Consider the following 23,734-nt stretch of genomic DNA (forward strand, 5'->3'; position numbering starts at 1 on the left):
GCCGAATGCAGTCGATGCGTTTTGCGCAATGGCTCAGATCGCCAGTTGCTCCAGGTTGCAGGCGTCGAGGGCGCGGTCGGCCTGATCAGTGAGGATGATCTGTTCGATCATCGCCTCGGCCAGCGGCGACAGGCGCAGGCGCGCCTGGCTGACGATGCCGTAGCGGGTGTAGAGCTCTTCGCAGTCGTCCGCCAGGCCATCGATGCTCAGCCGCACCAGTTTGCCGTTGGCGTTGTGCAGGGCGTCGCTGTAGGCGCCGCAGATGCCGATGGCATCGGAATTGAGCACCACCCCAAGCAGGCTGTAGCTGTTTTCGCATTCGACATTGGCGACGAAATCCGGGCGGCCGCTGAGGTCGGCGATCACCTTGCGCAGGTTGGGTGGGCGCAGGGTGACGGCCAAGGGGTAGTGCAACAGTTGCTCGGCGCTGACGCTCGATAGCGCCGCCAGCGGGTGCCCGGCGCGGCAGCAAAAATGCCAGCGTCGAGGCCGCAAGCGCAGGGTCTGGTATTGCGGGTCGGCCTCGAAGCTGCGGGTGTCGGCGACGAAAAATTCGAACTCCTCGGCCAGCAGGCGCTTGTTCAGGCTCTGCCAGTCATCGACCTGAAACTGCACCCGCGCCTTGGGGTAGCGGCCGATGAAGCCGCCAATCGCCTGTGGTACCAGGCCCGCAGCGGGCGCCGGGCCGCAGCCGAAGCGCAGTTCGCCGGCTTCCAGGCCATTGAACTGGCTGATCTCGTTGCTCAACTGGCGCGCGCCGCTGATCAGCCGGCGCGCGTGTTCGAGCACCACCAGGCCCTGCTTGGTCGGTGGCAGTTCTTTGTGTGAGCGGTCCACCAACTGGCAGCCGGCGCTGTGCTCCAGGGCCTGGATGCTGCGGCTGAAGGCCGATTGCGAGAGGTTCACCGCGGTCGCCGCGGCGACGAAGCTGCGGTGCTCGGCAAGGGCGATCAGGTGGCGGAGTTGGCGCAGGTCTATATGCATTTTTCACATAAAAAGTATCGGGCAAATGCATTTGCTCTGCCTCTGGTGCACTCCTTATAAAGGCAATCTCTTATGCAGTAAATGTATGTCGAATCATAAATAAATAACTTAAAGGAATATAGATTCCTTTGCCAGGAGCCGCCCATGATCCCGACCCTTCGCGCTGCACCCTTGTCTTCACGGCGGCTCCAGCGCCTGCCCCTGGCCTTGCTGCTGGCTGGCAGCGCGCACTGGTTGCCGGCTCAGGCCGCCGACTCGGCAAAGCCTGAGGTCAAGGCCAGCGACAGCCAGCTCAAGACCGTCACCGTCACCGCCCGGCGCCGCGAAGAGAGCGCCCAGGACGTGCCGACGCCGATCAGCGTGCTTGACGGCCAGGCCCTGGAAAGCCAGCGGGTGTATCGCATTCAGGACCTGCAGCAGCTGGTGCCCAGCGTCAACGTCGCCTACATGCACGCGCGCCAGTCCAGCGTGTCGATCCGCGGGCTGGGCAACAACCCGGCCAGCGACGGCCTGGAAGGCAGCGTCGGCCTGTACCTGGACAACGTCTACCTCGGCCGCCCGGGCATGGCCGTGTTCGACCTCATGGACATCGAGCAACTGGAAGTGCTGCGTGGCCCGCAGGGCACACTGTTCGGCAAGAACACCACCGCTGGGGTGATCAACATCAGCACCCGCGCGCCAAGCTTCACCCCCGAGCGCAGCATCGAAACCTCGGTGGGCGAGGATGGCTACTTGCAGACCAAGGGCACCTTGTCCGGGCCCTTGAGCGAGACCCTGGCCGGGCGCATTTCGGCCTACCGCACGCGCAACGATGGCGACATCAAGAACGAATTCGACGGCCACACCCTCAACGGCGGTTCGCGCCAGGGCTTTCGCGGCCAGCTGCTGTACAAGCCCAACGAGCAGTTCAACCTGCGCTGGATCGGCGACTACAACGAAGAAGATTCCAGCGCCGGCACTCGCCTACTGTACAGCACCGGGCCGACCATCAATGACGTCAACCGCTATGAAGCGCGGGCCCAGGCGGCCGGGGCGACGCTGGTCGATGGCAGCAAGCGCAAGGTCAACCTCGATGACGATCAGCAGGTCACGGTGTTCCAGGGCGGGACTTCCCTGGAAGCCAACTGGACCCTGGACAACGACTTCACCCTGACCTCGGTAAGCGCCTACCGCTGGTGGGACTTCACCCCGCGCAACGATGATGGCCTGAACGTGCCGGCGGCCTACAACGCCGGGGTGGCGGTGCGTGATAAACAGTACTCGCAGGAATTTCGCCTGGCCTCGCCAACCGGCGGCTTCTTCGACTATGTACTGGGTGCCTATTACTTCGGCTCCGACCTGGACAACAAATCCTTCGTCCATTACGGGCCCCAGGCGGATATCTGGAACGGTACGCCTACCGGGGCGCTGGCCAATGTCAGCAGCGTCGGCAAGGGTCATATCAAGACTGACAGCTTTGCCTTGTTCGCCCAGGGCACTTGGCACCTGACCGAGCGCCTGGACTTCACCGCCGGGGTACGCGGCACCTATGAAGAGAAAAGCGCCTGGGTCGATCGCGCCGCGCCCGTCGGTGGTGCGGCGGTTGCAGGCGCTGCGGCAACTGCGCGCCAGGGCCGGGTGGGTGCCTATGAATCGGGCGACCTCAACCAGTACAGCACCAGCCCTTCGGGCTTGCTCAACCTGAGTTATCGCTTTACCGATGACCTGCTCGGCTACGCCACCTTGTCCCACGGCGAGAAGTCTGGTGGCGTCAACCTGGCGGTTGGTACTGCCCCGGTTGCCGGCGCCGATTCGCTGCTGATCGGCACCGAGCGCGCCAACAACGCCGAGCTGGGCTTGAAGAGCACCCTCTGGGACCGTCGCCTGCAGCTCAACGCCAACCTGTTCTGGACCGAGGTGCACGGCTACCAGACCAACGCCTACGACGACGCCAACCGCGTGCAATACCTGACCAACGCTGGCTCCGTGCGCTCACGCGGGGTGGAGCTGGAAAGCACGCTGATCCCGGTACGTGGCCTGACCCTGAACATCAACGGCTCCTACAACGACGTGCGGTATCTGTCTTACAAGGATGCCCCGTGCGCGCCGGAAGTCGCCCTGCAACCGGGGGCACCGGCGGCCTGCGACCTCAGTGGCCACCAGGTAGTCGGTGCGTCGAAATGGATCGCCAACGCCAACGGCCAGTACCAGTGGGATCTGGACAACGGCCTGCAACCTTACGTCACCGCCAGTTACGCCTTCCGCTCCAAGGCGGTGGGCACGGTCGAGGACTCGGACTTCGCGCAGATCCCCAGCTACGCCGTGGTCAACCTCTCCACCGGCCTGCGTGGCGACCTTGGCCAGGGCCAGTGGGATGTCTCGCTGTGGCTGAAGAACGCCTTCGACAAAACCTACTACACCACCCTCTGGAGCGCGGCCAACGGCGGTTATGAAGGCCTGCTCGGCACCCCGCGGACCTTGGGTGTGACCGGCCGCTACGACTTCTGAAACGGTTTTTTTCGATGCCTTTGGCGAATATTTTTCATGCCCTGCAGGCATGGCGTTTCAGGGCGTTGGCGCCAGCCCTTGAAGGGCGCGGCTTAGAGCGGTTCGACCCATTTGTATATGTATTTTGGTTCTATTCATAACTTTAAAAATTACTTTAAGACATAAGTAACAGAAGTTGATGATCCACCCCAGCGAAGGCAATTGACCTGCCTTCGACGAAACGCACTCACGTCCCAGGAGTTGATCAATGGGTAATGTCCAGACCGCCGCCAGTGCTCACGATGTGCTTTGGCGCCAGTCGCCGAGCGGCGAGCTGGTCGACCTCGGTCGCCCGCTGCGGTTGCCGCTGGCGCAGTTGCGTCTGCAAAGCACGCCGAAAAGCGCGCTGAGCCGTCGGGAGAAGATTCTGCTCGGGGTGTTTGCCCTGGCCTTGCACGGTGCGCTGGCGTACTGGGTGAGCCAGGCGCCGACCCCGGTGTTGCCGGTGGTGCCGCCGGAAATTCCGCCGATGACCATCGAGTTTTCCCAGCCAGCGCCGCCGGCCGTCGAGCCGCCTCCGCCACCGCCACCGGCAGTGGTCGAGCCGCCGCCACCGGTGGTTGATGAGCTGGCCGCCAAGCCTGCGCCCAAGCCGGTACCCAAGCCCAAGCCGAAACCTGTGCCTAAACCGGTACCCAAGCCTGCACCCAAGGCGGTCGAGCAACCGCCCGCACCGCCACAACCGGCAGCACCACCAGCGCCCCCGGCTCCGCCGGCACCAGCGCCGGTGACCCCGGCGTCGGCCAACGCCGCGTACCTGAAGAACCCGGCGCCGGAGTACCCGTCGCTGGCCCAGCGTCGCGGCTGGGAAGGCACGGTGTTGTTGCGGGTGCGGGTACTGGCCAGCGGCAAGCCGGGTGACATCCAGATTCAGAAAAGCAGTGGCCGCCAGCAGCTCGACGACGCCGCCCTGGCTGCGGTCAAGCGTTGGAGCTTCGTCCCGGCCAAGCAGGGCGACGTGGCCCAGGACGGCTGGGTCAGCGTACCCATCGACTTCAAGATCCGCTAATTCGCGCTAACAGAAGAGAGTATTGATCATGACTGTATTGGCATCCCCCCTCGAATCCATCGAAAGCGCGGTGATCTGGCTGCTGGTGGGCTTCTCCGTCGTCACCTGGGGCCTGGCCCTGGTCAAGGGCGTGCAGTTCGTGCGCCTGAAGAACCAGGACAAACGCTTTCACAAACAATTCTGGGCGGCTTCAAGCCTGGATTCCGCTGCCGAGCTCAGCCATGCACAACCCGGCGCCGCAGCCCGGGTCGCCCAGGCCGGTTACGCCGCTATCGCGGTCGGCGAGCCAGGCCAGCAAGCCAGCGACCTGAGCCAGGCGATCAACCATCAGGACCGCCTCGAACGTGCCCTTCGCCAGCAGATCGTGCGTGAGCGCCGCTCGCTGGAAACCGGCCTGGCGGTAGTCGCCAGTATCGGCAGCACCTCGCCCTTCATCGGCCTGTTCGGCACCGTCTGGGGCATCATGGAAGCGCTCAAGGGCATCAGCGCCGCAGGTTCGGCGAGTCTGGAAACCGTGGCCGGGCCGATCGGTGCGGCGCTGGTCGCCACCGGTGTCGGTATTGCCGTCGCGGTGCCGGCGGTGCTGGTCTACAACTACTTCCTGCGCCGCCTGAAGCTGACCGCCGCCGACCTCGATGACTTTGCCCACGACTTCTACAGCCTGGCGCAGAAGAGCGCGTTCCGGGTACTGGTGCACCCGACTGCCTACAAGGCCGCCGCTGGCCAGCACACCCAGAAAGTGAAGGAGGCATCCTGATATGGCCTTCTCGACCCAGGACAGTGACGAAGTACTCAGCGAGATCAACGTGACGCCGCTGGTGGACGTGATGCTGGTGCTGCTGGTGGTGTTCATCGTCACCGCGCCACTGCTGACCAACGCCATCCCGATCAACTTGCCCAAGACCGAGGCCGTGGCTCCGGTGGAACAGAAGGATCCGCTGGTGGTGAGCATCGACGGCGGCGGCAAGCTGTTTATCAACAAGGACGAGATCCAGCCGGATCTGCTGGAAACCAACCTGCAGGCGGCCAAGGCCAAAGACCCGGAACTGCGCGTACAGCTGCAGGCCGACGATGGCGTTAATTATGGGGAGGTGGCGCGCGCCATGGCCTCGATCGAACGTGCCGGTATCACCAAGTTGTCGGTGATCACCGCCCGCTGAGCAACATCTCTCAGGCAATGCTTCAGGGACCGGTCCTTCGGCAGGGGGTGGTCCCTTTTTTTATGGAAAATTTATATTTTGGCTATTAATAAATAGCTTCTTATTCCTTTACGAATATAACCACCCCCCTATACTGGGCCTCATGCACGCAAACGCAGCAGGAGGCGTCCCATGCGCAACGAGTCGATCCGTTACCTGATTGTGCCGGGCTGGCAAGGTTCGCCAGACGAGCATTGGCAAACCCACTGGCAGCAGGTGCTGCCCAACAGCGCCCGGGTCGAGCAGGCCGACTGGTTGAACCCGCAGCGCCAGGACTGGGTCGCAACACTTGAGCAAGCGGTGGCCGCCGATGAGTCGCCGGTGATCCTGATCGCCCACAGCCTGGGTTGCATCACCGTTGCCCATTGGGCCGCGCAAGCCAGCGCTACCCTGTTGCGCCGGGTACGCGGTGCCTTGCTGGTGGCGCCGGCCGACGTTGAGCGGCCGACCTGTGCGCCGGCACTGCGCAACTTTGCACCGATTCCACAGCTGCTGCTGCCGTTCCCAAGCCAGGTGGTCAGCTCCGACAACGACCCGGCTGTCAGTGCCCCGCGGGCCATGCAGCTGGCCCGTGCCTGGGGCGCCGAAACGGGCTTCCTCGCAGGTGCCGGGCATATCAACGTCAAGTCCGGGCACCGTCGCTGGGAGCAGGGCTTCGCTTACCTGTACCGCCTGCAGAACCGTCTCGAACAGCACGCTCTACGCCGCGCCTGAGCTTCAGGCGCTGACCATTTGCCTTGATTCGAACGCCCGGCCGGAAAGCGCCAAGGGCGGGAGTTTGCCATGAGTAATCACGACACCTTCGGCCAGCCTTTGTTGACGTTTCCCGAGCTGGACAAGAGCCCGCTGAGCATCCGCGCCAAGGCGCTGGTGTTCGTCGATCCGCGGTCGCGGCAATTGCGCGAAGAGCTCGAGCTGCTAGCGCCCCTGGCCCTGCCAGTGCTGATCCGCGGCGAAACCGGGACTGGCAAGGAATTGCTGGCCCGCCAGATTCATCGCGCCAGTGATCGCGGCGGCTTGTTTGTTTCGGTCAACTGCGGGGCGATCAGCCCGACCTATGCCGACGCCGAGTTGTTTGGCTACAGCGCCGGTGCTCACAGCGGCGCGGCCAGCAGCCGGGCCGGCTGGTTCGGCTCGGCCAACGGCGGCACCCTGTACCTGGACGAAATTGCCGACCTGCCGCTGCCGATCCAGATCAAGCTGCTCTCGGCACTGGAAAACCGCGAAGTCACCCGCGTCGGTGCCCAGCAACCGAACCCGGTGGACGTGCGCCTGGTCGCCGCCTCAAGCATCGACCTGGCCGAGGCGGTGAGTGCCGGCAAGTTCCACGACCGCCTGTACCACTACCTGCGCGAAGGCCAGCTGGAGCTGCCGGCCTTGCGCGAACGGGTCGGCGATATCCTGCCGTTGGCCGAGTATTTCGTTGGTATCTATAGCCCGCGCCTGAACCTGCCGGTGCCGTTGATCAGCGAGGCGGCGCAGCGGGTATTGGAGCTGCACAGCTGGCCGGGCAATACCCGTGAGCTTGAGAACGTCATTCACTTTGCCCTGCTGGTCAGCAGCGGTGAAGAAATCCTCCCCGAGCATTTGAACCTGCCAACACCCTTGAGCGCTCTGGCCGGCCAGCTGGAGCAGCTGCTGAGCCTTGGTGAGCCGGGTGAGCGCAGTGCTCTGCAACAATTGCTGGAGCAGACCCTGTTGCGCCTGACGCAACCCGCTGCCTGATGCCATGCATGGGGTGCATGGCGGCGTCCGTTGAAAATGGAATAAGCAGCAAAATAAAAGATATTGTTCTGGTATAAAAAATCTAGGTATTGTCCGCCTCAAGCCAGCTAGCAAAGTGCTGGCAACCCCCACCTTCGCCGTCGCCCGATGGCCGTGTATTCGAATAAGGACTGCGCATGAAAAAGGCTCTGTTGTTGACTGCTCTGGCGGCCGCTCTGTCGGTTGCAGGTTTTGCCCAGGCGGGCGAGAAGCTGGTAGTTGCCGCTACCCCGGTACCGCACGCGGAAATCCTCGAGCTGATCAAGCCGACCCTGGCCAAGGAAGGTGTGGACCTGGAGATCAAGGTATTCACCGACTATGTGCAGCCTAACGTGCAGGTCGACCAGAAGCGCCTGGACGCCAACTACTTCCAGACCCTGCCGTACCTGAAGAACTTCAACGAAGGCAAAGGCACCCACCTGGAAACCGTGATCGGCGTGCACGTCGAACCCTTCGGCGGCTACTCGAAGAAGGTCAAGAGCCTGAGCGAACTGAAGGAAGGCGCTACCGTTGCCATTCCTAACGAAGGCAGCAACAGCGGTCGTGCCCTGCTGCTGTTGCAGAAGGCTGGCCTGATCACCCTGAAGGATCCGAAGAACGCCCTGGCGACCCCGAAAGACATCGCCGAGAACCCGAAGAAGCTGAAGTTCCGCGAGCTTGAATCGGCCATGCTGCCGCGTGTGCTCGATCAGGTCGACCTGGACATGATCAACACCAACTACGCCCTGGAAGCCGGCCTGAACCCGGCCAAGGACGCCCTGGTGATCGAAGGCGCCGACTCGCCGTACGTGAACTTCCTGGTGGCCCGTCCGGACAACAAGAACAGCGACGCCATCCAGAAGCTGGCCAAGGCCCTGACCAGCCCTGAAGTGAAGACCTTCATCGAGAAGAAATACAGCGGCGCGGTACTGCCGGCGTTCTAAGAGGCTACACACACACATCCTGTGGGAGCGGGCTTGCCCCGCGATGCGATCTACCAGTCAAATCGCATCGCGGGTCAACCTTGCTCCCACAGTGCTTTCAATTCCCCGCATTGACCGCCCGGCGCAATGCCGTCAGCCACTTGATCAGTTCTTTTGCATCGAGAGTGGGGGCGCTATTCATCCTTTGTCTTCCTTGTTGGTGTGATGGGTCGACAGCGCTTGGATGGCATTTTCAGCAGAAAGATCCCGTCACCGCCAAGGATTTCGCAGGTTAGCTGTTTGGGTGATATCAATATGCAATAAAGGTATTTAAAGAAATATTTTTATACCTTTAGAGTCTACCTATTGTGCTCACCCGCACTGACAACCCCTGTGTAGAGCCGCCCGTTTACCCTCGGGCCGGTCCGAGATCCTGTCCATGTCGCATCGTCATCGTCTGCCGAGGCTCACTCCATGAGCTTCGACTTCGCCTTTATCCTTAGCACATTGCCAGCCTTTCTCAAGGCGGTGGGCGTCACACTGCAAGTCGGCCTGATCGCCATCGGTACTTCGCTGCTGGTGGCGCTGGTCAACGCCGCGATTCTGGTTTACCGCACGCCGTACCTGCAGCGCCTGGTCAAACTCTACGTGGAGCTGGCGCGCAACACGCCGCTGCTGATCCAGCTGTTCTTCGTTTATTTCGCCTTGCCGGAGCTGGGCCTGAAGATTTCCGGCTTCGCTGCGGCGATCATCACCATGACCTTCCTCGGCGGCGCCTACCTGACCGAGGTGCTGCGCGCCGGCGTCGAGGCGGTGCCGGTGGCGCAACTGGAGTCCGGGCGCTCGATCGGCCTGTCGGAAGGCCAGCTGCTGCGCCATGTGATCCTGCCCCAGGCAGGCATCCTCAGCTTGCCGGCGCTGTTCGCCAATTTCATCTTTTTGCTCAAGGAAACCACCGTGGTGTCGGCGGTGGCGGTGCCAGAGATCCTCTACACCACCAAGAGCTACATCGCCCTGTATTACAAGACTTACGAGATGCTCGCGGTGCTGACGCTGATTTGCGTGCTGCTGTTCCTGCCTTTGTCGCTGCTGCTCAGCCGCCTGGAACGGAGGCTGCAACATGGCCAGTTCGGGTCTTGAGTTGTTGCTGGTGTCTTTGCCGCAACTGGGCAAGGGCGCTGCGCAAACCCTGGCGATTTCGGCGCTGAGCATCCTCTTTGCCACCCTCGGCGGCGTGCTCTACGGCGTGCTGGCGACCTTGGGCAAACGCAGTGTGAACCTGCTGCTGCGCATCTACCTGGAGCTGTTTCGGGCGATTCCGGTGCTGGTCTGGTTGTACCTGCTGTTCTTCGGCCTGCCGATTTTCTTTGCCGTGAGCATCCCAAGCTTCTGGTGTGCGGTGCTGGTGCTGTCGTTGTGGGGCGCCAGCGAAGTCGGCGAGGTGGTGCGCGGTGCGCTGCAGTCGTTGCCGCGCGGGCAGCGTGAAGCGGGGCTGTCGATCGGCCTGTCCGGTGTGCAGTTGTACGGCTACGTGCTGCTGCCCCAGGCGCTCAAGCGCATGACCCCGCCGACCATCAACATCTACACGCGGATCATCAAGACCAGCTCGCTGGCCGTGCTGATCGGCGTGGTCGATGTGATCAAGGTCGGCCAGCAGATCATCGAACGCACCTACGAGTCGGTGCTGATCTACGGCGCGCTGTTCCTGTTCTTCTTCTTCATTTGCTACCCGCTGTCAGCCGCCTCGCGTGCGCTGGAGCGTCGCTGGACACACGCATGAGCGCACTGATCGAGTTCAAGGGCTTCAATAAATTCTTCGGCGAGCAGCAGGTGCTCGACCACGTCGACCTGCAGGTGCGCAGCGGTGAAGTGGTGGTGATCCTCGGCCCCAGCGGCTGCGGCAAGAGCACTTTGCTGCGTTGCCTCAATGGCTTGGAAAGCGCCCACAGCGGCAGCCTGCGCCTGGCCGGTGAAGAGCTGCTGACGCCTGGCACCGACTGGCGCCAGGTGCGCCAGCAGGTCGGCATGGTGTTCCAGAGTTATCACCTGTTCGGCCACATGAGCGTGATCGACAATCTGCTGCTCGGCCCGCTCAAGGTGCAAAAGCGCGAGCGCCGCGAGGCCCAGGCCCAGGCCGAAGCCCTGCTGGCCCGGGTTGGCCTGCTGGACAAGCGCGACGCCTTCCCGCGCCAGCTTTCCGGGGGCCAGCAGCAACGCATCGCCATCGTCCGCTCGCTGTGCATGAACCCGCAAGTGATGCTGTTCGATGAAGTCACCGCGGCGCTCGACCCGGAAATGGTCAAGGAAGTGCTGCAGGTAATCCAGGGCCTGGCGCGCGACGGCATGACCCTGCTCATCGTCACCCATGAAATGGCCTTCGCCCGCGCGGTGGCCGACCGCATCGTGTTCATGGAGGCCGGCAGGATCCTTGAACAGCGCGACCCAGAGAGCTTCTTTACGAACCCGCAGAGCGCACGCGCGCAGCAGTTCCTGGAGAAATTCTCCTTTGTTGAAAGCCTGCCCAAAACACCCGCAAAGGAATTGTCATGAAAACTGCCAAGACGTCGAAACTGCTGTTGTCCCTACTCGGCCTGGCCTTGCTGGCCGGCTGCAACAAGGCTGAAGAACCGGGCAAGCCGGCCGCCGCTGGCGCCGCCCCAGCCACCAGCTACCTAGAAACCATCAAGGCCCGCGACAAGCTGATCGTCGGCGTCTTCACCGACAAGCCGCCATTCGGCTTTGTCGATGAGGCCGGGCGCTATGTCGGTTTTGATACCGACATCGGCCGCCAGTTTGCCAAGGACCTGCTCGGCGACGAGAACAAGGTCGAGTTCGTGGCGGTCGAGCCTGCCAGCCGTATTCCGTTCCTGCAAAGCGACAAGGTCGACCTGATCCTGGCCAACATGACCGTGACCCCGGAGCGCAAGGAAGCGGTGGAGTTCACCAACCCCAACCTGCGGGTTGCCGTGCAGGCCCTGGTGCCGGAAGGCAGCAGCGTGAAAAAACTCGATGACCTGGCCGACAAGACCACCATCGTCACCACCGGCACCACCGCCGATATCTGGCTGACCAAGAACCATCCGGACTGGAAGCTGCTCAAGTTCGAGAAGAACACCGAGTCGCTGCAGGCCCTGGCCAGTGGTCGTGGTGATGCCTATGCCCAGGACAACCTGATCCTGTTCAGCTGGTCGAAACAGAACCCGGGCTACCGCGTGCTGGAAGAAAAACTCGGTGAGGAAGCGCCGATTGCACCGGCGGTGAAGAAGGGCAATATCGAGCTGCGCGACTGGGTCAACGCCGAACTGGCGCGCCTGGGCGAGCAGAAGTACCTGCTCAAGCTGTATGACCAGTATGTGCGCAAGGAACTGAGCGATGACACCAAGCCTGAGAGCGTGATTGTCGAAGGCGGTAACTGGCAGGGCTGACCCTTTGGGGCTGCTGGCGCAGCCCATCGCCGGCAAGGCCGGCTCCCACAATGAACTTGTGTCCATCGGACCTGTGGGAGCTGGCGTTGCCAGCGATGCAAGGCGCAGCCTTGCTAATTCCGGGGCACGAGCTTCAAGGTGCTTTGCGCCGGAATCACCCCCATCTGCGCCTTGTGGTAGCGGCCCTCGATATAGTCCTTGGCCTGGTCGCCATAGTGGCGGTCAAACAACACCCCGCTTTGCCCGACCGGGTTGATGGTCAGTGCCTGGCCGGCATCGGCAAAGTCGATCAGGCGCCGGGTCGATGGCCCATAGGTCACCGGCCAGGGCGCCGGGCCGATTTTCGCCGACAGGTTGTTGGGCACTTCATGGCTGCCCGGCGCGGCGAACGGGCCGACGTTGAACAACAGGTTGAGCGGCTTCTGCAGCCCCAATGGGTGGTTGTGGGTCAGGGTGTGTGCCTTGCCCCATTGCCAGCCGGCCGGGTCGTTGCCGAAGGTCTCGCGCAGGTGCGCCAGGGTGTTGCCCCAGGCCTGCTTCACCGCTGCGGTGCGATCGCCTTGCTCGCTGCTGCCCTGTTTGCCCCACCAGGGTGAACCGACGTCGGCCGCCAGGCGCGGCAATGCGGCGTCGATGGCGCGGGTGCTGATCAGGGTCTGGAACCAGGTGTCGCCCAGCTCGTCGTGCAGCGCCGCGTAGGCCAGTTCGTAGAGGAACTGGTTGAACAGCGTGGCACTGACCGAGTCCACCGGATAGTCACCATTCCACGCCGCCAGTTGCTCGACCAGTTCCTTCTCCTGATCGCCCTCGGCCACTTCGCGCAGCACTGCCAGTAGCGGCGCCAGGGTGCGCGGGCCGTAATCGGTGGCGGTGTCCAGTTGCAGCGCCTGGCTGTTTTGCTGGTCCCACTTGATCTGCGGGTCGGCCAGGTGCTGGTTCAGGCGCTGGCCACGGTCGGCCAGGTTGTAATAGCCCGGCACCGGTATGTTCGCTGGCGGCTGGAAGTTGGCCGAGACGATGTAGCCGCTGGCCGGGTTCTGCGCCTGCGGGTTGGCGCTGAAAGGATAAAAACCGAGCTTGTCGGCCTGCGCCGTACTGCCATCGAGAATGAAGCCCGGGTTGACTCCGGCAGGGCGGATCGGCAACTGCGCCGCCGCCCACCAGCCGATATCGCCACGGGCGTTGGCCCAGATCAGGTTGAGCCCGGGTGCCTGGATCTTCGCCGCCGCGGCGCGCATCTTGTCGAGGGTGTCGGCACGGTTGACCTGGTAGAAGCCATCGAGGATCGGGTTCTCGGTCTCCAGGAACGCCCACCACACGGCAATCGGCGTCGGGCCCGCCATGTCGCCCAGCACCGTGTTGACGATCGGCCCGTGGGGCGAGCGGCGCAGGGTGATGTCCACCGGCGCCTCGTTCTTCACTGCGATCTGTTCATGGGTCTGGCTCAGGGTTTGCCACTGGCCGTTGATCTTGACCTGCTCGGGGTTGTCGGGGTTGACCTGTTCGGCGATCAGGTCGACGTCATCGTTCTGGAACATGGTCAGGCTCCAGCCGAAGTCGCGATTGTGCCCGAGCGATGCGAAGGGATTGAGCGCCTGGTGATAGCCATAGAGGTTGAAGCCGGGCGCGCTCAGTTCCGCCTCGTACCACACCGATGGCACGGCGAAACTGATATGCGGGTCGCCGGCCAGCAGCGGCTTGCCGCTGCGCGTGCGGCTGCCGGCAATGGCCCAGGCATTGCTGCCTTCGTACTGGGGAATGCCGGCATCGCCCAGGGCTTGCTGGCTGAGCTGCGCAAGCTGCTGCAGGCTTTGCCAGTCGCTGGCGGCCAGGGCTGGCGTGCTGGCCAGGGCGCCTTGCGGGTTCCAGTCGAGGTCGAAGATTTTCAGGTAGTCGGCGCCCAGCTGGTCACGGATATAGGTCAGCGCAGGCTCGGTGCGGAACGCTGCGGCAAAGCTGTAGGCCATGTAGCCGGCGATGCTGATGGTGTCCTGGGCGGTAAAGGGCCGTGGCGAGATGCCCAGCACGTCGAACTCCATCGGCTTGGGATGGCTGTCCTGCCAGGCGTTGACGCCCTCAAGGTAGGCCTGCAGGGCCAGCCAGGCGGGCGAGGTTTTGTCCTGGCGTTCGACGTAAAGCTCGGCCTGCTCGCGAATGCGCAGGCTGCGGAACAGGGTGTCGGTAGCGACCAGTTTGCTGCCAAGGATCTCGGCCAGCTCGCCACGGGCCAGGCGGCGGATGATCTCCATCTGGAACAGGCGATCCTGGGCATGCACATAGCCCAGGGCACGGTACAGGTCGGCCTCGTTCTGCGCCTGGATATGCGGCACGCCGCGGGCGTCGTAGCGCACATTGACCGGTGCCTGCAGGCTGCTCAGGGTAACCTCGCCCTGGCGTTGCGGCAGCTTGCCGTGCACGTACCAGTAGCCGCCGCCGGCGGCCGCGGCGATGACCACGGCGAGGAAGGTCAGGCTGCGCTTCATCGTGACTCCTTGTGCTTTTTAGCGGATCGTGTGGTCCGATCATCGAGGTAAAGTCGGACAGAGGATAGCCCCAAAGGAGGGAAGATGAGTCTCAGTGAAAAGCAGAAGATGCTCAGCGGCCAGCTCTATCACGCCAGCTGCCCGCAGCTGCAGGCCGAACAGATCGCCAACAAGCACTGGATGCAGCGCTACAACAACAGCGCCGAGCTGCTCAATGAGCAGCGCCATGGTTTGCTGGTCGAGCATTTCGGCAAGGTCGGTGACGGCGCGGTGATTCGCCCACCGTTCTATTGCGACTACGGCTACAACATCAGTGTCGGCGCCAATGTGTTCATGAACTTCAACTGCGTGATCCTCGACGTCACCCCGGTAAGTATCGGCGATGACTGCCAGATCGGCCCGGCGGTGCAGATCTACACCGCCGACCACCCGCTGGACCCGGCGCTACGCCGCAGCGGCCTGGAAAGCGGGCGGCCGGTGAAGATCGGCAACAACGTTTGGATCGGCGGCGGCGCGATCATCCTGCCGGGGGTGACGGTGGGCGACAACGCGGTGATCGGCGCCGGCAGCGTGGTCACCCGCGATGTGCCGGCGGGTGCCACCGTGGTGGGCAACCCTGCGCGGGTGCGCTAGGGCTGCCAGGGGCAGTAGCAGCCCACCGCCATGGTGTGCGTGGCGCTGACGGCGCGGCCCTGGCTCAGGGCGAGCAGGATCGGCTCGATGAAGCTGTTGCTGGAGTTGCAGGTGGCGCCTTCGCTGTAGGGGCCGAAGTAGGCCAGTTGGCCGTTGCGGTCCCAGATCGCCACGCCGGGGGTGGCCGGCAGGTGTTCGGCGCCGGGCAGCTCGCCCAGCGGTTTGAGCGCACTGAGGGTGGCAGGCAGTTGGCCGCGGGTGCCGGGTTTTTGCACCACGTAGAACTCCACGCCTTGGGGGGCGAAGTGCTCGATCAGCTCACCCAGATGCTGCTGGTTGCCGACGTTGCACGGGCAGGCCGGGTCCCAGAAGTGCACCAGGCGGATCGGGCCGGGGCCGGCAATGCTCGCCGGCAGTTGCAGGCGGTCGCCGGAGAACAGCGCGGTCTGGTTGTCGAAGGTGCGCAGGTAGCGGCTCTGAAAACTGTCGTAGGCCCACCACAGGCCGGCGCCGCAGAGGGCGGCGAGCAACAGGCCAAGCAGGGTACGCAGGGGCGAGCGGGGCATGTCGGCAGTGTCCGAAAAAAGTCGCTTAGCTTGCCATGCCGGCGGCGACAGATGAATATCACAGGTCAATAACCCGCTTTTGCGTCTGGAATTCTTTTATGCCCGCGTCATTTCAGCCCGACTCCCTACGTGCCAGCCTGACCTCCCTGGCGGCGCGGCAGCCGCTGTCGACGCAGGGCCAGGCCTATCAGCGCTTCTACGGGCTGGATCTGCCCGCCCGCGAAGAGGCCCCGCAGAGCTGGCTCGGGCGCTTCGACGCCGCAGGTTTCGAGGTGGTCGGCCAGGTGTGGCTGCCGGCAGCACCAGTGGCAACGCTGATTCTGCTGCATGGCTTTTACGATCACATGGGCCTGTACCGGCATGTCATCGACTGGGCGCTGGACCAGCACTATGCGGTGATTTCCTGCGACCTGCCGGGGCACGGGCTGTCCAGCGGCGAGCGGGCCAGCATCGATGATTTCAGCGCCTACCAGCAGGTGCTGCATGCGTTGTTCGAGCAGGCCCGCAGCCTTGAGTTGCCGCAGCCCTGGCACCTGTTCGGGCAGAGCACCGGTGGCGCCATCGTCGTCGACCATCTGCTGCATCGTGGCGCCGAGAGCCCGGCCCAGGGCGAGGTGATCCTGCTGGCGCCGCTGGTACGGCCACGGGCCTGGCGCTGGTCGAAGTTCAGCTACCGGGTGCTCAAGCCGTTCGTCAACGGCATCGAACGGCGCTTTAGCGAGAACAGCAACGACCCGACCTTCTTGCCGTTCCTGCTGGCCGACCCGCTGCAGCCAAGGCGCCTGCCGACGGCCTGGGTCGGGGCGCTGCTCGATTGGGTCAAGCGTATCGAGGCGGCGCCGCTCAGCCCGCGCCAGCCGCTGATCATCCAGGGCGAATGCGACATGACCGTCGACTGGCCGTACAACCTCAAGGTGCTGGGGGAGAAGTTCGCTGCGCCGCGGATCTTGATGATCCCCGAAGCGCGTCATCACCTGGCCAACGAGCTGCCGGCGATTCGCGCGCGCTATTTCGAGTTCATCGACCAGCGCCTGGGCTGATCACTTCAGCTGCGAGGTTTCCTGGCCCACCGCAAGGCCGGCGCGGATCGCCGCCAGGGCCGCCTTGTAGTACGCCTTGCCTTCAGCAGATTCGGCAAAGGTGGCGAACTCTTCAAGCTCGGCGTCGGACAGGTCGCGATAGACGTACAGCAAGGTGTTGTTCAGCTCGCTGCCGATCTGCTCCATCAAACGCTGGCGCTGGCCGTCGAGCAGGCCCTGGGCCTGGCCGCCACCGAGCAGGCCGGGGATCATCTGGCTGAGGCTGTCGGCGGCGACCCCGGCAATCGCCAGGCTCACTTCGGCACCGGCTTCACGGGCCGGCAGGGCCTGGGCCAGGTGGCCAATGATCAGCAGGCGGTTGTCGCTGGCCTGGACCTTGGGCAGGCCCTTGGCATTCTTGGCCAACTGGTCGCGACGGGTGGCGAGCAGTTCGGCGGCGACGATCTTGCGCCCCAGCGGCGACTGGAAGAACGCCAGGGCCGGCGCTGGATCGCTGAGATTGGCGCGCAATTGGGCCTCGGCGCGTTTATCCACGGCCTGGGCCTGGAAGCGCTGATTGCTGTTATTGACCAGCGCCTGGTAAACCGCAGGCGGCAGGCTGTTGCGATAGCGCTGCTGGGCGGCATCGAGGGCATCGGTAAAGTGGGCGCGCTGCTCGGGCCAGCCGGCGACCTTGTAGAGTTGGTCGAGGCTGTCTGCCCAGACAGGCGTGGTGCAGATCATCATCAGCAGTAAAAACAAACGGCGCATTCAGGACTCCTGTCGGCAGGGCGCTATTGTCCTTGCCATGGCGGGGCTTTGTCGAGAAGCCATTGCATACTCTCGGCCAAGTGGCGCTGTCGGATTTCGCAGCAGATCGATACTATGCGCGACATGCACATATCCCCTGATGACCCCCTGCTGTTGCGCATCGTCGACGACCTGGCCACCCGTGGCTGGTCGCAGCAAGATACCTTTCTTCCAGAGCCTCTGACCCTGGCGCTGGCGGCCGAGTGCCGCAAACGCGCCGCCGAGGGCGAGCTGGAACCGGCAGCCGTGGGTCGGGGCGTTGCCCAGGAGGTCCGCGAGGGCATCCGCGGCGACCGCATCCAGTGGCTGGAGCCCGGCCAGGCCGAGCCTTGCGACCACTACCTGGCACTGATGGACAGCCTGCGCCTGGCCCTCAATCGCGGGCTGTTCCTCGGTCTTGAGGACTTCGAGTGCCACTTCGCCCTGTATCCGCCGGGCGCCTTTTATCGCAAACATCTTGACCGCTTTCGCGACGACGACCGGCGCATGGTTTCGGCGGTGATCTATCTCAATGAAGGCTGGCAGCCCGAACATGGCGGCCAGCTACGCATGACCCTCAAGGGTGATGTCGAGCACGACGTGCCACCGATCGGCGGTTGCCTGGTGATATTCCTTTCCGGCGAAGTCCCCCATGAGGTGCTGCCGGCCCATCGCGACCGCCTGTCGTTGACCGGCTGGTTCCGCCGCCGTGGCAACGAGCCGTTCTGAGATGCACAAGGTTCTGGTCAGTGCCTGCCTGCTCGGCCAGCCGGTGCGCTATGACGGACGCGCCAGCGGCCATCCGGAATTGCTCCAGCAGTGGCAAAACCAGGGGCGCATCGTGCCTTTGTGCCCTGAAGTGGCCGGCGGCTTGCCAACGCCACGGCCACCGGCGGAGATCCTCGGTGGCCAGGGCGCAGCGGTGCTCGAAGGTGACACGCAGGTACTGACCGTCACGGGCGAGGATGTCAGTGTGCAATTTCTGGCCGGTGCGCAGCGGGCGCTGGAGCTGGTGCGGCGGCATGGCATCCGTATCGCGGTGCTCAAGTCAGGCAGTCCTTCGTGTGGCAATCTGCTGACTTATGACGGTACCTTCAGTGGCACCAAAGTCACCGGCGAAGGGGTGACTGTGGCGTTACTGCGCCGGGAAGGGGTGCAGGTGTTCAGTGAGCTGGAGCTTGAGGCGGCAGAGCAAGCCTTGAAACAGCTTTAACACCATCGCGGGGCAAGCCCGCTCCTACCGGGCCCGGTGGGAGCGGGCTTGCCCCGCGAAGCTTTTGTTACTTCGGCGGCTTGCTCGCATCCATCCCGAACCACTTCTGCGACAGCTCGCTCAAGCGGCCATCGGCCTTGATTCGCTGCAGGGCGTTGTCCACAGCGCTCTGGAACGCCGGGTTTCCCTTCTGAAACGGAATCGCCAGGGTCAGGATCGGGCCAACGGTGGCCCCCTTGCTCACCGCTTGCTGGCTGTCGCGGATGGCATAGGGCACCAGCAAACGGTCGCTGATGGCGGCATCGATCTGGTCGCTGGCCACGTCTTTGATCGGCTGCATGGCATCCGCGTAGCTGCGCAGGTCCACGCCTTCGACCACCCGCGCCTGTTCGGCGAACTGGCTGCCCTGGACCACGCCCAGGCTATGGCCCTTGAGGGCCTGGAGGGAACCCAGCGGGCGCTTTTCTTCCTTGCGCACGATCAGTTGGGCACTGGAATACGCGTAGGGCTCGCTGAAATCCAGGCGCTCCTTGAGCTCAGGGGTAGCGGCGATGTGGTTGATGGCGATGTCGTAGCTGCCGCTTTCAACGCCTTGCAGCAGGTCTTTGGCTTCAACCACGACAAACTCGGCGCGCACATCCAGTTCGTTGGCCAGCAACTGTCCAAGCTCGACTTCGAAGCCGCTCAGCTTGTCGTTTTCCTTGAAATTGAACGGCGCCATGTTGGCTTCTACGGCAATGCGCAGTTCACCGCGGTCGTTGACGTCGTCGATCAGCTCGGCCTGTGCCCATGGGCTGAGCAGGGTGGCAAGTAGTACCCCAATGGCAAAACGCATTTAAGCCCCTTGAATGCTTGGCAGTGAAATCGAGTCGCCGCGACTTTCTGGTGTTGTCACGGTCGAACACAACTTAAGACCACGTCAGGTGGAGGATGTTTAACGGGCGGCGAAATTTTTCTGTCACCGTTGTTAAACATGTTTTGACGCATTTGGACTATGGTAATCCACCGTTGCCGTTCGTTCAGTGGCAAGGGTTATTGAAGTAAAACACAGGAGAAGTGAATGAAAAGCCTATTTTCGCGTGCAGCCGTCGCCGGATTGCTGATGGGGGTCTCGGCCTTTGCCGCTGCCGCCGATGGCCTGAAAAGCCAGGAGCCGCCAAAAGCCGCCAAGGTCTTCATCGTTTCCCCGGCCGATGGCGCCACGGTCGACCAGACCTTCACCGTCAAATTCGGCATCGAGGGCATGGAGCTCAAGCCGGCGGGTGATCAGACCCCGCATAGCGGCCACCACCACTTGCTGGTGGACGTCGATCAAGAACCTGCAGCCGACCAGGTATTGCCAACCAGCCTGCTGCCGGAAAACAACGCGCCGCTGGCGGCGGGCCCGCAAGTGCTGCACTTCGGCAAGGCACAGACTGAAGTAAAACTGACCCTGACCCCGGGCAAGCACACCCTGCAACTGGTGCTGGGCGACAAGTTCCACGTGCCGTTCAAGCCAAGCGTCGAGTCGAAGAAGATCACCGTTACCGTCAAGTAAGGCGGGCATAAAAAAGGGAGGCCATCACGGCCTCCCTTTTTTGTCGCACGGAAAACTTAGAACAGAACGCGGGAACGGATGGTGCCCTTGATCTGTTGCAGTTTTTCTTGCGCCAGGTCCGAGTACTCGGCGTCAACGTCGATAACCACGTAACCGACTTTCTCGTTGGTCTGCAGGAACTGACCGGAGATGTTGATCCCGTTTTCGGCGAACACTTTGTTGATTTCGCTGAGTACACCCGGGATGTTTTCGTGGATGTGCAGCAGGCGGTGTTTGCCCGGGTGCGCCGGCAGGGCCACTTCAGGGAAGTTGACCGACGACACGGAAGTACCGTTGTCGCTGTACTTGACCAGCTTTTCGGCCACTTCCAGACCAATGTTGGCCTGGGCTTCAGCGGTGGAACCGCCGATGTGCGGGGTCAGGATCACGTTGTCCAGGCCACGCAGCGGGCTTTCGAATTGCTCGTCGTTGGAGCGCGGCTCGACCGGGAACACGTCGATGGCGGCGCCAATCAGGTGCTTGTCCTTGATCGCCGCAGCCAGGTGATCCAGTTCGACCACGGTACCGCGGGCGGCGTTGATCAGGATCGAGCCCTTCTTCATCGCGCGGATTTCTTTCTCGCCGATCATCCACTGGGTGGATGGCAGCTCAGGCACGTGCAGCGAGACGATATCGGCCAGGCCCAGCAGTTCGTTGAGGCTGGTGACCTGGGTCGCGTTGCCCAGTGGCAGCTTGGTCAGCGGGTCGAAGAAGAACACCTGCATGCCCAGGCTTTCGGCCAGGACCGACAGTTGCGTGCCGATCGAGCCGTAGCCGACGATGCCCAGCTTCTTGCCGCGGATCTCGAAGGAGTTGGCCGCGCTCTTGATCCAGCCGCCACGGTGGCAGGAAGCGTTTTTCTCGGGGATGCCGCGCAGCAGCAGGATCGCTTCGGCCAGCACCAGCTCGGCCACCGAGCGGGTGTTGGAGTACGGCGCGTTGAACACGGCGATACCGCGCTCACGAGCGGCGTTCAGGTCAACCTGGTTGGTACCGATGCAGAAACAGCCGACAGCGACCAGTTTCTTGGCGCAGTCGAAAACCTCTTCGGTCAGTTGAGTGCGCGAGCGGATGCCGATGAAATGGGCATCAGCGATCTTTTCTTTCAACTCAGCGTCGGGCAGAGAACCGGTGAGGTACTCGATGCTGGTATACCCGGCGGCCTTGAGGACGTCCACGGCGGATTGGTGGACGCCTTCGAGAAGAAGGAACTTGATCTTGCTCTTATCGAGAGAAGTCTTGCTCATCTGCGTAAACCTGTGTCCCGGAGAAAAATGGCAGGGAAGTGAAGCTCTCGCAGCATCGGCCTGAAGCACGATCAGCGGGGGGCGTATGCTAGCATGAGTCCCCCCCGATACGCCCATCCCTGGGACGTGAAGAGTGCTCAGGGTGACTATGAATAGTTCGAGAGTTCTATCGATGACCGATTCTGCGCTGATTGATGAGCTGATGACCCTGGTAGAGCCCGGCAAGGTGCTGACCGATGCCGCCTCCCTTGAGGCTTACGGCAAGGACTGGACCAAGCACTTCGCCCCCGCGCCCTCGGCCATCGTCTTCCCCAAGAGCATCGACCAGGTCCAGGCCATCGTGCGCTGGGCCAACCGGCACAAGGTCGCCCTGGTGCCGTCGGGCGGTCGCACCGGGCTATCAGCTGCAGCGGTGGCGGCCAATGGCGAGGTGGTCGTGGCGTTCGACTACATGAACCAGATTCTCGATTTCAACGAGTTCGACCGCTCGGTGGTCTGTCAGCCGGGGGTGGTTACCCAGCAGCTACAGGATTTTGCCGAAGACAAGGGCCTCTACTACCCAGTGGACTTTGCCTCGGCAGGTTCCAGCCAGATTGGCGGCAATATCGGCACCAATGCCGGCGGGATCAAGGTTATTCGCTACGGCATGACCCGCAACTGGGTGGCCGGCCTCAAGGTCGTCACCGGCAAGGGCGACCTGCTCGAGCTGAACAAGGACCTGATCAAGAACGCCACCGGCTACGACCTGCGCCAGCTGTTCATCGGCGCCGAGGGCACCCTGGGCTTTGTGGTCGAGGCGACCATGCGCCTGGATCGGGCGCCGAACAACCTCACGGCGATGGTCCTCGGTACCCCGGATTTCGACTCGATCATGCCGGTGCTGCACGCGTTTCGCGCCAAGCTCGACCTGACAGCCTTCGAGTTCTTCTCCGACAAGGCCCTGGCCAAGATCATGGGCCGTGGCGACGTGCCGGCACCGTTCGAAACCGACTGCCCGTTCTATGTCTTGCTGGAGTTCGAAGCCAGCAACGAAGAGGTGGCCAATGATGCCCTGGCCACTTTCGAGCACTGCGTCGAGCAGGGCTGGGTGCTCGACGGCGTCATGAGCCAGAGCGAGCAGCAACTGCAGAACCTGTGGAAGTTGCGCGAGTACATCTCCGAGACCATCTCGCACTGGACCCCGTATAAGAACGACATTTCCGTGACCGTGTCCAAAGTACCGGCGTTTCTCAAGGATATCGACGCGATCGTCGCCGATAACTACCCGGACTTCGAAGTGGTCTGGTACGGCCACATCGGCGACGGCAACCTGCACCTGAACATCCTCAAGCCCGACAACCTGAGCAAGGACGAGTTCTTTGCCAAGTGCGCGACGGTCAACAAGTGGGTGTTCGAGACTGTCGAGAAGTACAACGGCTCGATCTCTGCCGAGCATGGCGTAGGCATGACCAAGCGCGACTACTTGACCTACAGCCGTTCGCCGGTCGAAATCGAATACATGAAAGCAGTGAAGGCGGCGTTCGATCCTAACGGGATCATGAACCCGGGCAAGATCTTCGCGGTCGAGTAAGCCACAGGCACAAGAGCATCCAATAGCGCCAGGAGTCGGTAATGAGCTATCAGCACCAGTATGTAGACGGCACGCGTATTCACTTTCCGTTGGGCAAGGTGGTGTGCATCGGGCGCAACTATGCAGAGCACGCCAAAGAGCTGGATAACCCGATCCCGAGTGAGCCGCTGCTGTTCATCAAGCCGGGTAGTTGCGTGGTGCCGCTGGACAGCGGCTTCAAGATCCCGACCGAGCGTGGCTCGGTGCACTACGAGACGGAAATTGCCGTGTTGCTCGGCAAGTCGCTGTCCACCAGCCCCACCGAAGAAGAAGTGCTCGACGCCATTTCCGGTTTTGCCCCGGCCCTGGACCTGACCCTGCGCGACCTGCAGGCGCAACTCAAAGAGAAGGGCCTGCCGTGGGAGCGCTCCAAGTGCTTCGATGGCGCCTGCGTGCTGCCGCCGTTCGTGCCGGTCGGTGCCTTTGAGGACCTGACCGACATCGGCATCCGCTTGACCCTCAACGGTGAGGTGCGCCAGGACGGCAACAGCGCGCTGATGCTCAACCCGATCGTGCCGATGATCCAGCACATGGCCACGCAATTCTCGCTGCTGGCCGGCGACGTGATCCTCACCGGTACCCCGGTTGGCGTCGGCCCGCTCAACCCCGGCGACCAACTGGTGCTCGAACTGCCAGGCGTCAGCCGTTTCGAAAGCCAGGTGCTCTGAACCACCGACGTGGCAGCCAGAAATACTGGCTGCCATACTGCCCGTCGGCTTTTGCCATTTTTTTCACAATCGATCCGGATAATGCTTGCGGACCTGGCTCTGCGAAATGTGCCGGTACGGTG

At 62.9% G+C, this 23,734-nt stretch carries 24 protein-coding genes; 18 read left to right on the forward strand and 6 right to left on the reverse strand.

Going from position 1 to position 23,734, the window contains the following annotated elements; translation table 11 throughout:
* Positions 1-33: 33 nt before the first annotated feature.
* Positions 34-984 carry a LysR family transcriptional regulator gene (locus tag UB48_RS24995; protein WP_045201762.1) on the reverse strand — a complete coding sequence of 317 codons (951 nt, stop codon included), beginning with the start codon at positions 982-984 and terminating at the stop codon, positions 34-36.
* A gap of 144 nt (positions 985-1,128) precedes the next feature.
* On the opposite strand from UB48_RS24995, the gene UB48_RS25000 reads away from it, so the two are divergent.
* From UB48_RS25000 to UB48_RS25050, 11 genes are all read left to right on the forward strand, one after another.
* Positions 1,129-3,471, forward strand: a complete 2,343-nt coding sequence (locus tag UB48_RS25000) for a TonB-dependent receptor (RefSeq protein WP_045201764.1) — start codon at positions 1,129-1,131, stop codon at positions 3,469-3,471.
* Positions 3,472-3,718: 247 nt separating this feature from the next.
* Positions 3,719-4,519 carry an energy transducer TonB gene (locus UB48_RS25005; RefSeq protein WP_045201766.1) on the forward strand — a complete coding sequence of 267 codons (801 nt, stop codon included), beginning with the start codon at positions 3,719-3,721 and terminating at the stop codon, positions 4,517-4,519.
* Between the two features lie 28 nt (positions 4,520-4,547).
* Positions 4,548-5,276 (forward strand): MotA/TolQ/ExbB proton channel family protein, encoded by a 729-nt coding sequence (locus UB48_RS25010; protein WP_038997727.1) that lies wholly within the window; start codon positions 4,548-4,550, stop codon positions 5,274-5,276.
* Position 5,277: 1 nt separating this feature from the next.
* Complete coding sequence (locus UB48_RS25015; protein WP_045201768.1) at positions 5,278-5,679, forward strand: biopolymer transporter ExbD; 402 nt, start codon at positions 5,278-5,280, stop codon at positions 5,677-5,679.
* Between the two features lie 171 nt (positions 5,680-5,850).
* Positions 5,851-6,432, forward strand: coding sequence for an alpha/beta hydrolase (locus UB48_RS25020; protein WP_045201770.1), 582 nt, complete (start codon positions 5,851-5,853; stop codon positions 6,430-6,432).
* A gap of 69 nt (positions 6,433-6,501) precedes the next feature.
* Positions 6,502-7,443, forward strand: coding sequence for a sigma 54-interacting transcriptional regulator (locus UB48_RS25025; protein ID WP_045201772.1), 942 nt, complete (start codon positions 6,502-6,504; stop codon positions 7,441-7,443).
* A gap of 176 nt (positions 7,444-7,619) precedes the next feature.
* On the forward strand, positions 7,620-8,405 hold the full coding sequence (locus tag UB48_RS25030; protein WP_045201774.1) for a MetQ/NlpA family ABC transporter substrate-binding protein: 786 nt from the start codon (positions 7,620-7,622) through the stop codon (positions 8,403-8,405).
* A gap of 453 nt (positions 8,406-8,858) precedes the next feature.
* Positions 8,859-9,524, forward strand: a complete 666-nt coding sequence (locus UB48_RS25035; protein ID WP_038997719.1) for an amino acid ABC transporter permease — start codon at positions 8,859-8,861, stop codon at positions 9,522-9,524.
* The gene (locus UB48_RS25040; RefSeq protein ID WP_045201778.1) at positions 9,505-10,164 is read left to right on the forward strand and encodes an amino acid ABC transporter permease; all 660 of its coding nucleotides are present in this window, start codon (positions 9,505-9,507) and stop codon (positions 10,162-10,164) included. Before UB48_RS25035 ends, UB48_RS25040 begins: the two co-directional genes overlap by 20 nt.
* The gene (locus UB48_RS25045) at positions 10,161-10,934 is read left to right on the forward strand and encodes an amino acid ABC transporter ATP-binding protein (protein WP_045201779.1); all 774 of its coding nucleotides are present in this window, start codon (positions 10,161-10,163) and stop codon (positions 10,932-10,934) included. Before UB48_RS25040 ends, UB48_RS25045 begins: the two co-directional genes overlap by 4 nt.
* Entirely contained in the window at positions 10,931-11,809 is an 879-nt protein-coding gene (locus tag UB48_RS25050) for a transporter substrate-binding domain-containing protein (protein WP_045201781.1), read from the forward strand. The genes UB48_RS25045 and UB48_RS25050 overlap by 4 nt, the downstream gene beginning before the upstream one ends.
* 113 nt (positions 11,810-11,922) lie before the next feature.
* Here the strand turns inward: UB48_RS25050 and UB48_RS25055 are convergent, their stop codons facing one another.
* The gene (locus UB48_RS25055) at positions 11,923-14,292 is read right to left on the reverse strand and encodes a penicillin acylase family protein (RefSeq protein WP_045201784.1); all 2,370 of its coding nucleotides are present in this window, start codon (positions 14,290-14,292) and stop codon (positions 11,923-11,925) included.
* 84 nt (positions 14,293-14,376) lie between these two features.
* Here UB48_RS25055 and UB48_RS25060 point away from each other — a divergent pair, with 84 nt between their 5' ends.
* Positions 14,377-14,925, forward strand: a complete 549-nt coding sequence (locus tag UB48_RS25060) for a sugar O-acetyltransferase (protein WP_045201787.1) — start codon at positions 14,377-14,379, stop codon at positions 14,923-14,925.
* On the opposite strand, the gene UB48_RS25065 is transcribed toward UB48_RS25060, so the two are convergent.
* Positions 14,922-15,491, reverse strand: coding sequence for a DUF6436 domain-containing protein (locus UB48_RS25065; protein ID WP_045201789.1), 570 nt, complete (start codon positions 15,489-15,491; stop codon positions 14,922-14,924). The two genes, UB48_RS25060 and UB48_RS25065, sit on opposite strands and share 4 nt — an antisense overlap.
* Before the next feature lie 98 nt (positions 15,492-15,589).
* Here UB48_RS25065 and UB48_RS25070 point away from each other — a divergent pair, with 98 nt between their 5' ends.
* Positions 15,590-16,531, forward strand: coding sequence for an alpha/beta hydrolase (locus UB48_RS25070; RefSeq protein WP_045201791.1), 942 nt, complete (start codon positions 15,590-15,592; stop codon positions 16,529-16,531).
* Here UB48_RS25070 and UB48_RS25075 read toward each other — a convergent pair whose 3' ends face one another.
* The gene (locus UB48_RS25075; protein WP_045201792.1) at positions 16,532-17,281 is read right to left on the reverse strand and encodes a DUF2059 domain-containing protein; all 750 of its coding nucleotides are present in this window, start codon (positions 17,279-17,281) and stop codon (positions 16,532-16,534) included. It lies immediately after the preceding gene.
* 114 nt (positions 17,282-17,395) lie between these two features.
* Here UB48_RS25075 and UB48_RS25080 point away from each other — a divergent pair, with 114 nt between their 5' ends.
* Both UB48_RS25080 and UB48_RS25085 read left to right on the forward strand, forming a co-directional pair.
* On the forward strand, positions 17,396-18,028 hold the full coding sequence (locus UB48_RS25080; protein WP_045201793.1) for a 2OG-Fe(II) oxygenase: 633 nt from the start codon (positions 17,396-17,398) through the stop codon (positions 18,026-18,028).
* Between the two features lies 1 nt (position 18,029).
* The gene (locus UB48_RS25085) at positions 18,030-18,512 is read left to right on the forward strand and encodes a DUF523 domain-containing protein (RefSeq protein ID WP_045201799.1); all 483 of its coding nucleotides are present in this window, start codon (positions 18,030-18,032) and stop codon (positions 18,510-18,512) included.
* A 67-nt stretch (positions 18,513-18,579) separates the two neighbouring features.
* Here UB48_RS25085 and UB48_RS25090 read toward each other — a convergent pair whose 3' ends face one another.
* Positions 18,580-19,347 (reverse strand): transporter substrate-binding domain-containing protein, encoded by a 768-nt coding sequence (locus UB48_RS25090; protein WP_045201800.1) that lies wholly within the window; start codon positions 19,345-19,347, stop codon positions 18,580-18,582.
* Between the two features lie 225 nt (positions 19,348-19,572).
* Here UB48_RS25090 and UB48_RS25095 point away from each other — a divergent pair, with 225 nt between their 5' ends.
* Positions 19,573-20,049, forward strand: a complete 477-nt coding sequence (locus UB48_RS25095; RefSeq protein WP_045201806.1) for a DUF4399 domain-containing protein — start codon at positions 19,573-19,575, stop codon at positions 20,047-20,049.
* A gap of 56 nt (positions 20,050-20,105) precedes the next feature.
* On the opposite strand, the gene serA is transcribed toward UB48_RS25095, so the two are convergent.
* Positions 20,106-21,335 carry a phosphoglycerate dehydrogenase gene (gene serA / locus UB48_RS25100; RefSeq protein ID WP_045201808.1) on the reverse strand — a complete coding sequence of 410 codons (1,230 nt, stop codon included), beginning with the start codon at positions 21,333-21,335 and terminating at the stop codon, positions 20,106-20,108.
* A gap of 172 nt (positions 21,336-21,507) precedes the next feature.
* On the opposite strand from serA, the gene UB48_RS25105 reads away from it, so the two are divergent.
* Positions 21,508-22,905 carry an FAD-binding oxidoreductase gene (locus UB48_RS25105; RefSeq protein WP_045201810.1) on the forward strand — a complete coding sequence of 466 codons (1,398 nt, stop codon included), beginning with the start codon at positions 21,508-21,510 and terminating at the stop codon, positions 22,903-22,905.
* A gap of 41 nt (positions 22,906-22,946) precedes the next feature.
* The gene (locus UB48_RS25110; RefSeq protein ID WP_045201812.1) at positions 22,947-23,612 is read left to right on the forward strand and encodes a fumarylacetoacetate hydrolase family protein; all 666 of its coding nucleotides are present in this window, start codon (positions 22,947-22,949) and stop codon (positions 23,610-23,612) included.
* Positions 23,613-23,734: the final 122 nt, after the last annotated feature.

Source organism: Pseudomonas sp. 2(2015) (assembly GCF_000955865.1).
Lineage (GTDB): Bacteria > Pseudomonadota > Gammaproteobacteria > Pseudomonadales > Pseudomonadaceae > Aquipseudomonas.

Bases quoted from the DNA above. Each gene is read 5' to 3' on its own strand.
- UB48_RS24995 (WP_045201762.1), bottom strand. From the start codon at position 984: ATGCATATAGACCTGCGCCAACTCCGCCACCTGATCGCCCTTGCCGAG.
- UB48_RS25000 (WP_045201764.1), top strand. From the start codon at position 1,129: ATGATCCCGACCCTTCGCGCTGCACCCTTGTCTTCACGGCGGCTCCAG.
- UB48_RS25005 (WP_045201766.1), top strand. From the start codon at position 3,719: ATGGGTAATGTCCAGACCGCCGCCAGTGCTCACGATGTGCTTTGGCGC.
- UB48_RS25010 (WP_038997727.1), top strand. From the start codon at position 4,548: ATGACTGTATTGGCATCCCCCCTCGAATCCATCGAAAGCGCGGTGATC.
- UB48_RS25015 (WP_045201768.1), top strand. From the start codon at position 5,278: ATGGCCTTCTCGACCCAGGACAGTGACGAAGTACTCAGCGAGATCAAC.
- UB48_RS25020 (WP_045201770.1), top strand. From the start codon at position 5,851: ATGCGCAACGAGTCGATCCGTTACCTGATTGTGCCGGGCTGGCAAGGT.
- UB48_RS25025 (WP_045201772.1), top strand. From the start codon at position 6,502: ATGAGTAATCACGACACCTTCGGCCAGCCTTTGTTGACGTTTCCCGAG.
- UB48_RS25030 (WP_045201774.1), top strand. From the start codon at position 7,620: ATGAAAAAGGCTCTGTTGTTGACTGCTCTGGCGGCCGCTCTGTCGGTT.
- UB48_RS25035 (WP_038997719.1), top strand. From the start codon at position 8,859: ATGAGCTTCGACTTCGCCTTTATCCTTAGCACATTGCCAGCCTTTCTC.
- UB48_RS25040 (WP_045201778.1), top strand. From the start codon at position 9,505: ATGGCCAGTTCGGGTCTTGAGTTGTTGCTGGTGTCTTTGCCGCAACTG.
- UB48_RS25045 (WP_045201779.1), top strand. From the start codon at position 10,161: ATGAGCGCACTGATCGAGTTCAAGGGCTTCAATAAATTCTTCGGCGAG.
- UB48_RS25050 (WP_045201781.1), top strand. From the start codon at position 10,931: ATGAAAACTGCCAAGACGTCGAAACTGCTGTTGTCCCTACTCGGCCTG.
- UB48_RS25055 (WP_045201784.1), bottom strand. From the start codon at position 14,292: ATGAAGCGCAGCCTGACCTTCCTCGCCGTGGTCATCGCCGCGGCCGCC.
- UB48_RS25060 (WP_045201787.1), top strand. From the start codon at position 14,377: ATGAGTCTCAGTGAAAAGCAGAAGATGCTCAGCGGCCAGCTCTATCAC.
- UB48_RS25065 (WP_045201789.1), bottom strand. From the start codon at position 15,491: ATGCCCCGCTCGCCCCTGCGTACCCTGCTTGGCCTGTTGCTCGCCGCC.
- UB48_RS25070 (WP_045201791.1), top strand. From the start codon at position 15,590: ATGCCCGCGTCATTTCAGCCCGACTCCCTACGTGCCAGCCTGACCTCC.
- UB48_RS25075 (WP_045201792.1), bottom strand. From the start codon at position 17,281: ATGCGCCGTTTGTTTTTACTGCTGATGATGATCTGCACCACGCCTGTC.
- UB48_RS25080 (WP_045201793.1), top strand. From the start codon at position 17,396: ATGCGCGACATGCACATATCCCCTGATGACCCCCTGCTGTTGCGCATC.
- UB48_RS25085 (WP_045201799.1), top strand. From the start codon at position 18,030: ATGCACAAGGTTCTGGTCAGTGCCTGCCTGCTCGGCCAGCCGGTGCGC.
- UB48_RS25090 (WP_045201800.1), bottom strand. From the start codon at position 19,347: ATGCGTTTTGCCATTGGGGTACTACTTGCCACCCTGCTCAGCCCATGG.
- UB48_RS25095 (WP_045201806.1), top strand. From the start codon at position 19,573: ATGAAAAGCCTATTTTCGCGTGCAGCCGTCGCCGGATTGCTGATGGGG.
- serA (WP_045201808.1), bottom strand. From the start codon at position 21,335: ATGAGCAAGACTTCTCTCGATAAGAGCAAGATCAAGTTCCTTCTTCTC.
- UB48_RS25105 (WP_045201810.1), top strand. From the start codon at position 21,508: ATGACCGATTCTGCGCTGATTGATGAGCTGATGACCCTGGTAGAGCCC.
- UB48_RS25110 (WP_045201812.1), top strand. From the start codon at position 22,947: ATGAGCTATCAGCACCAGTATGTAGACGGCACGCGTATTCACTTTCCG.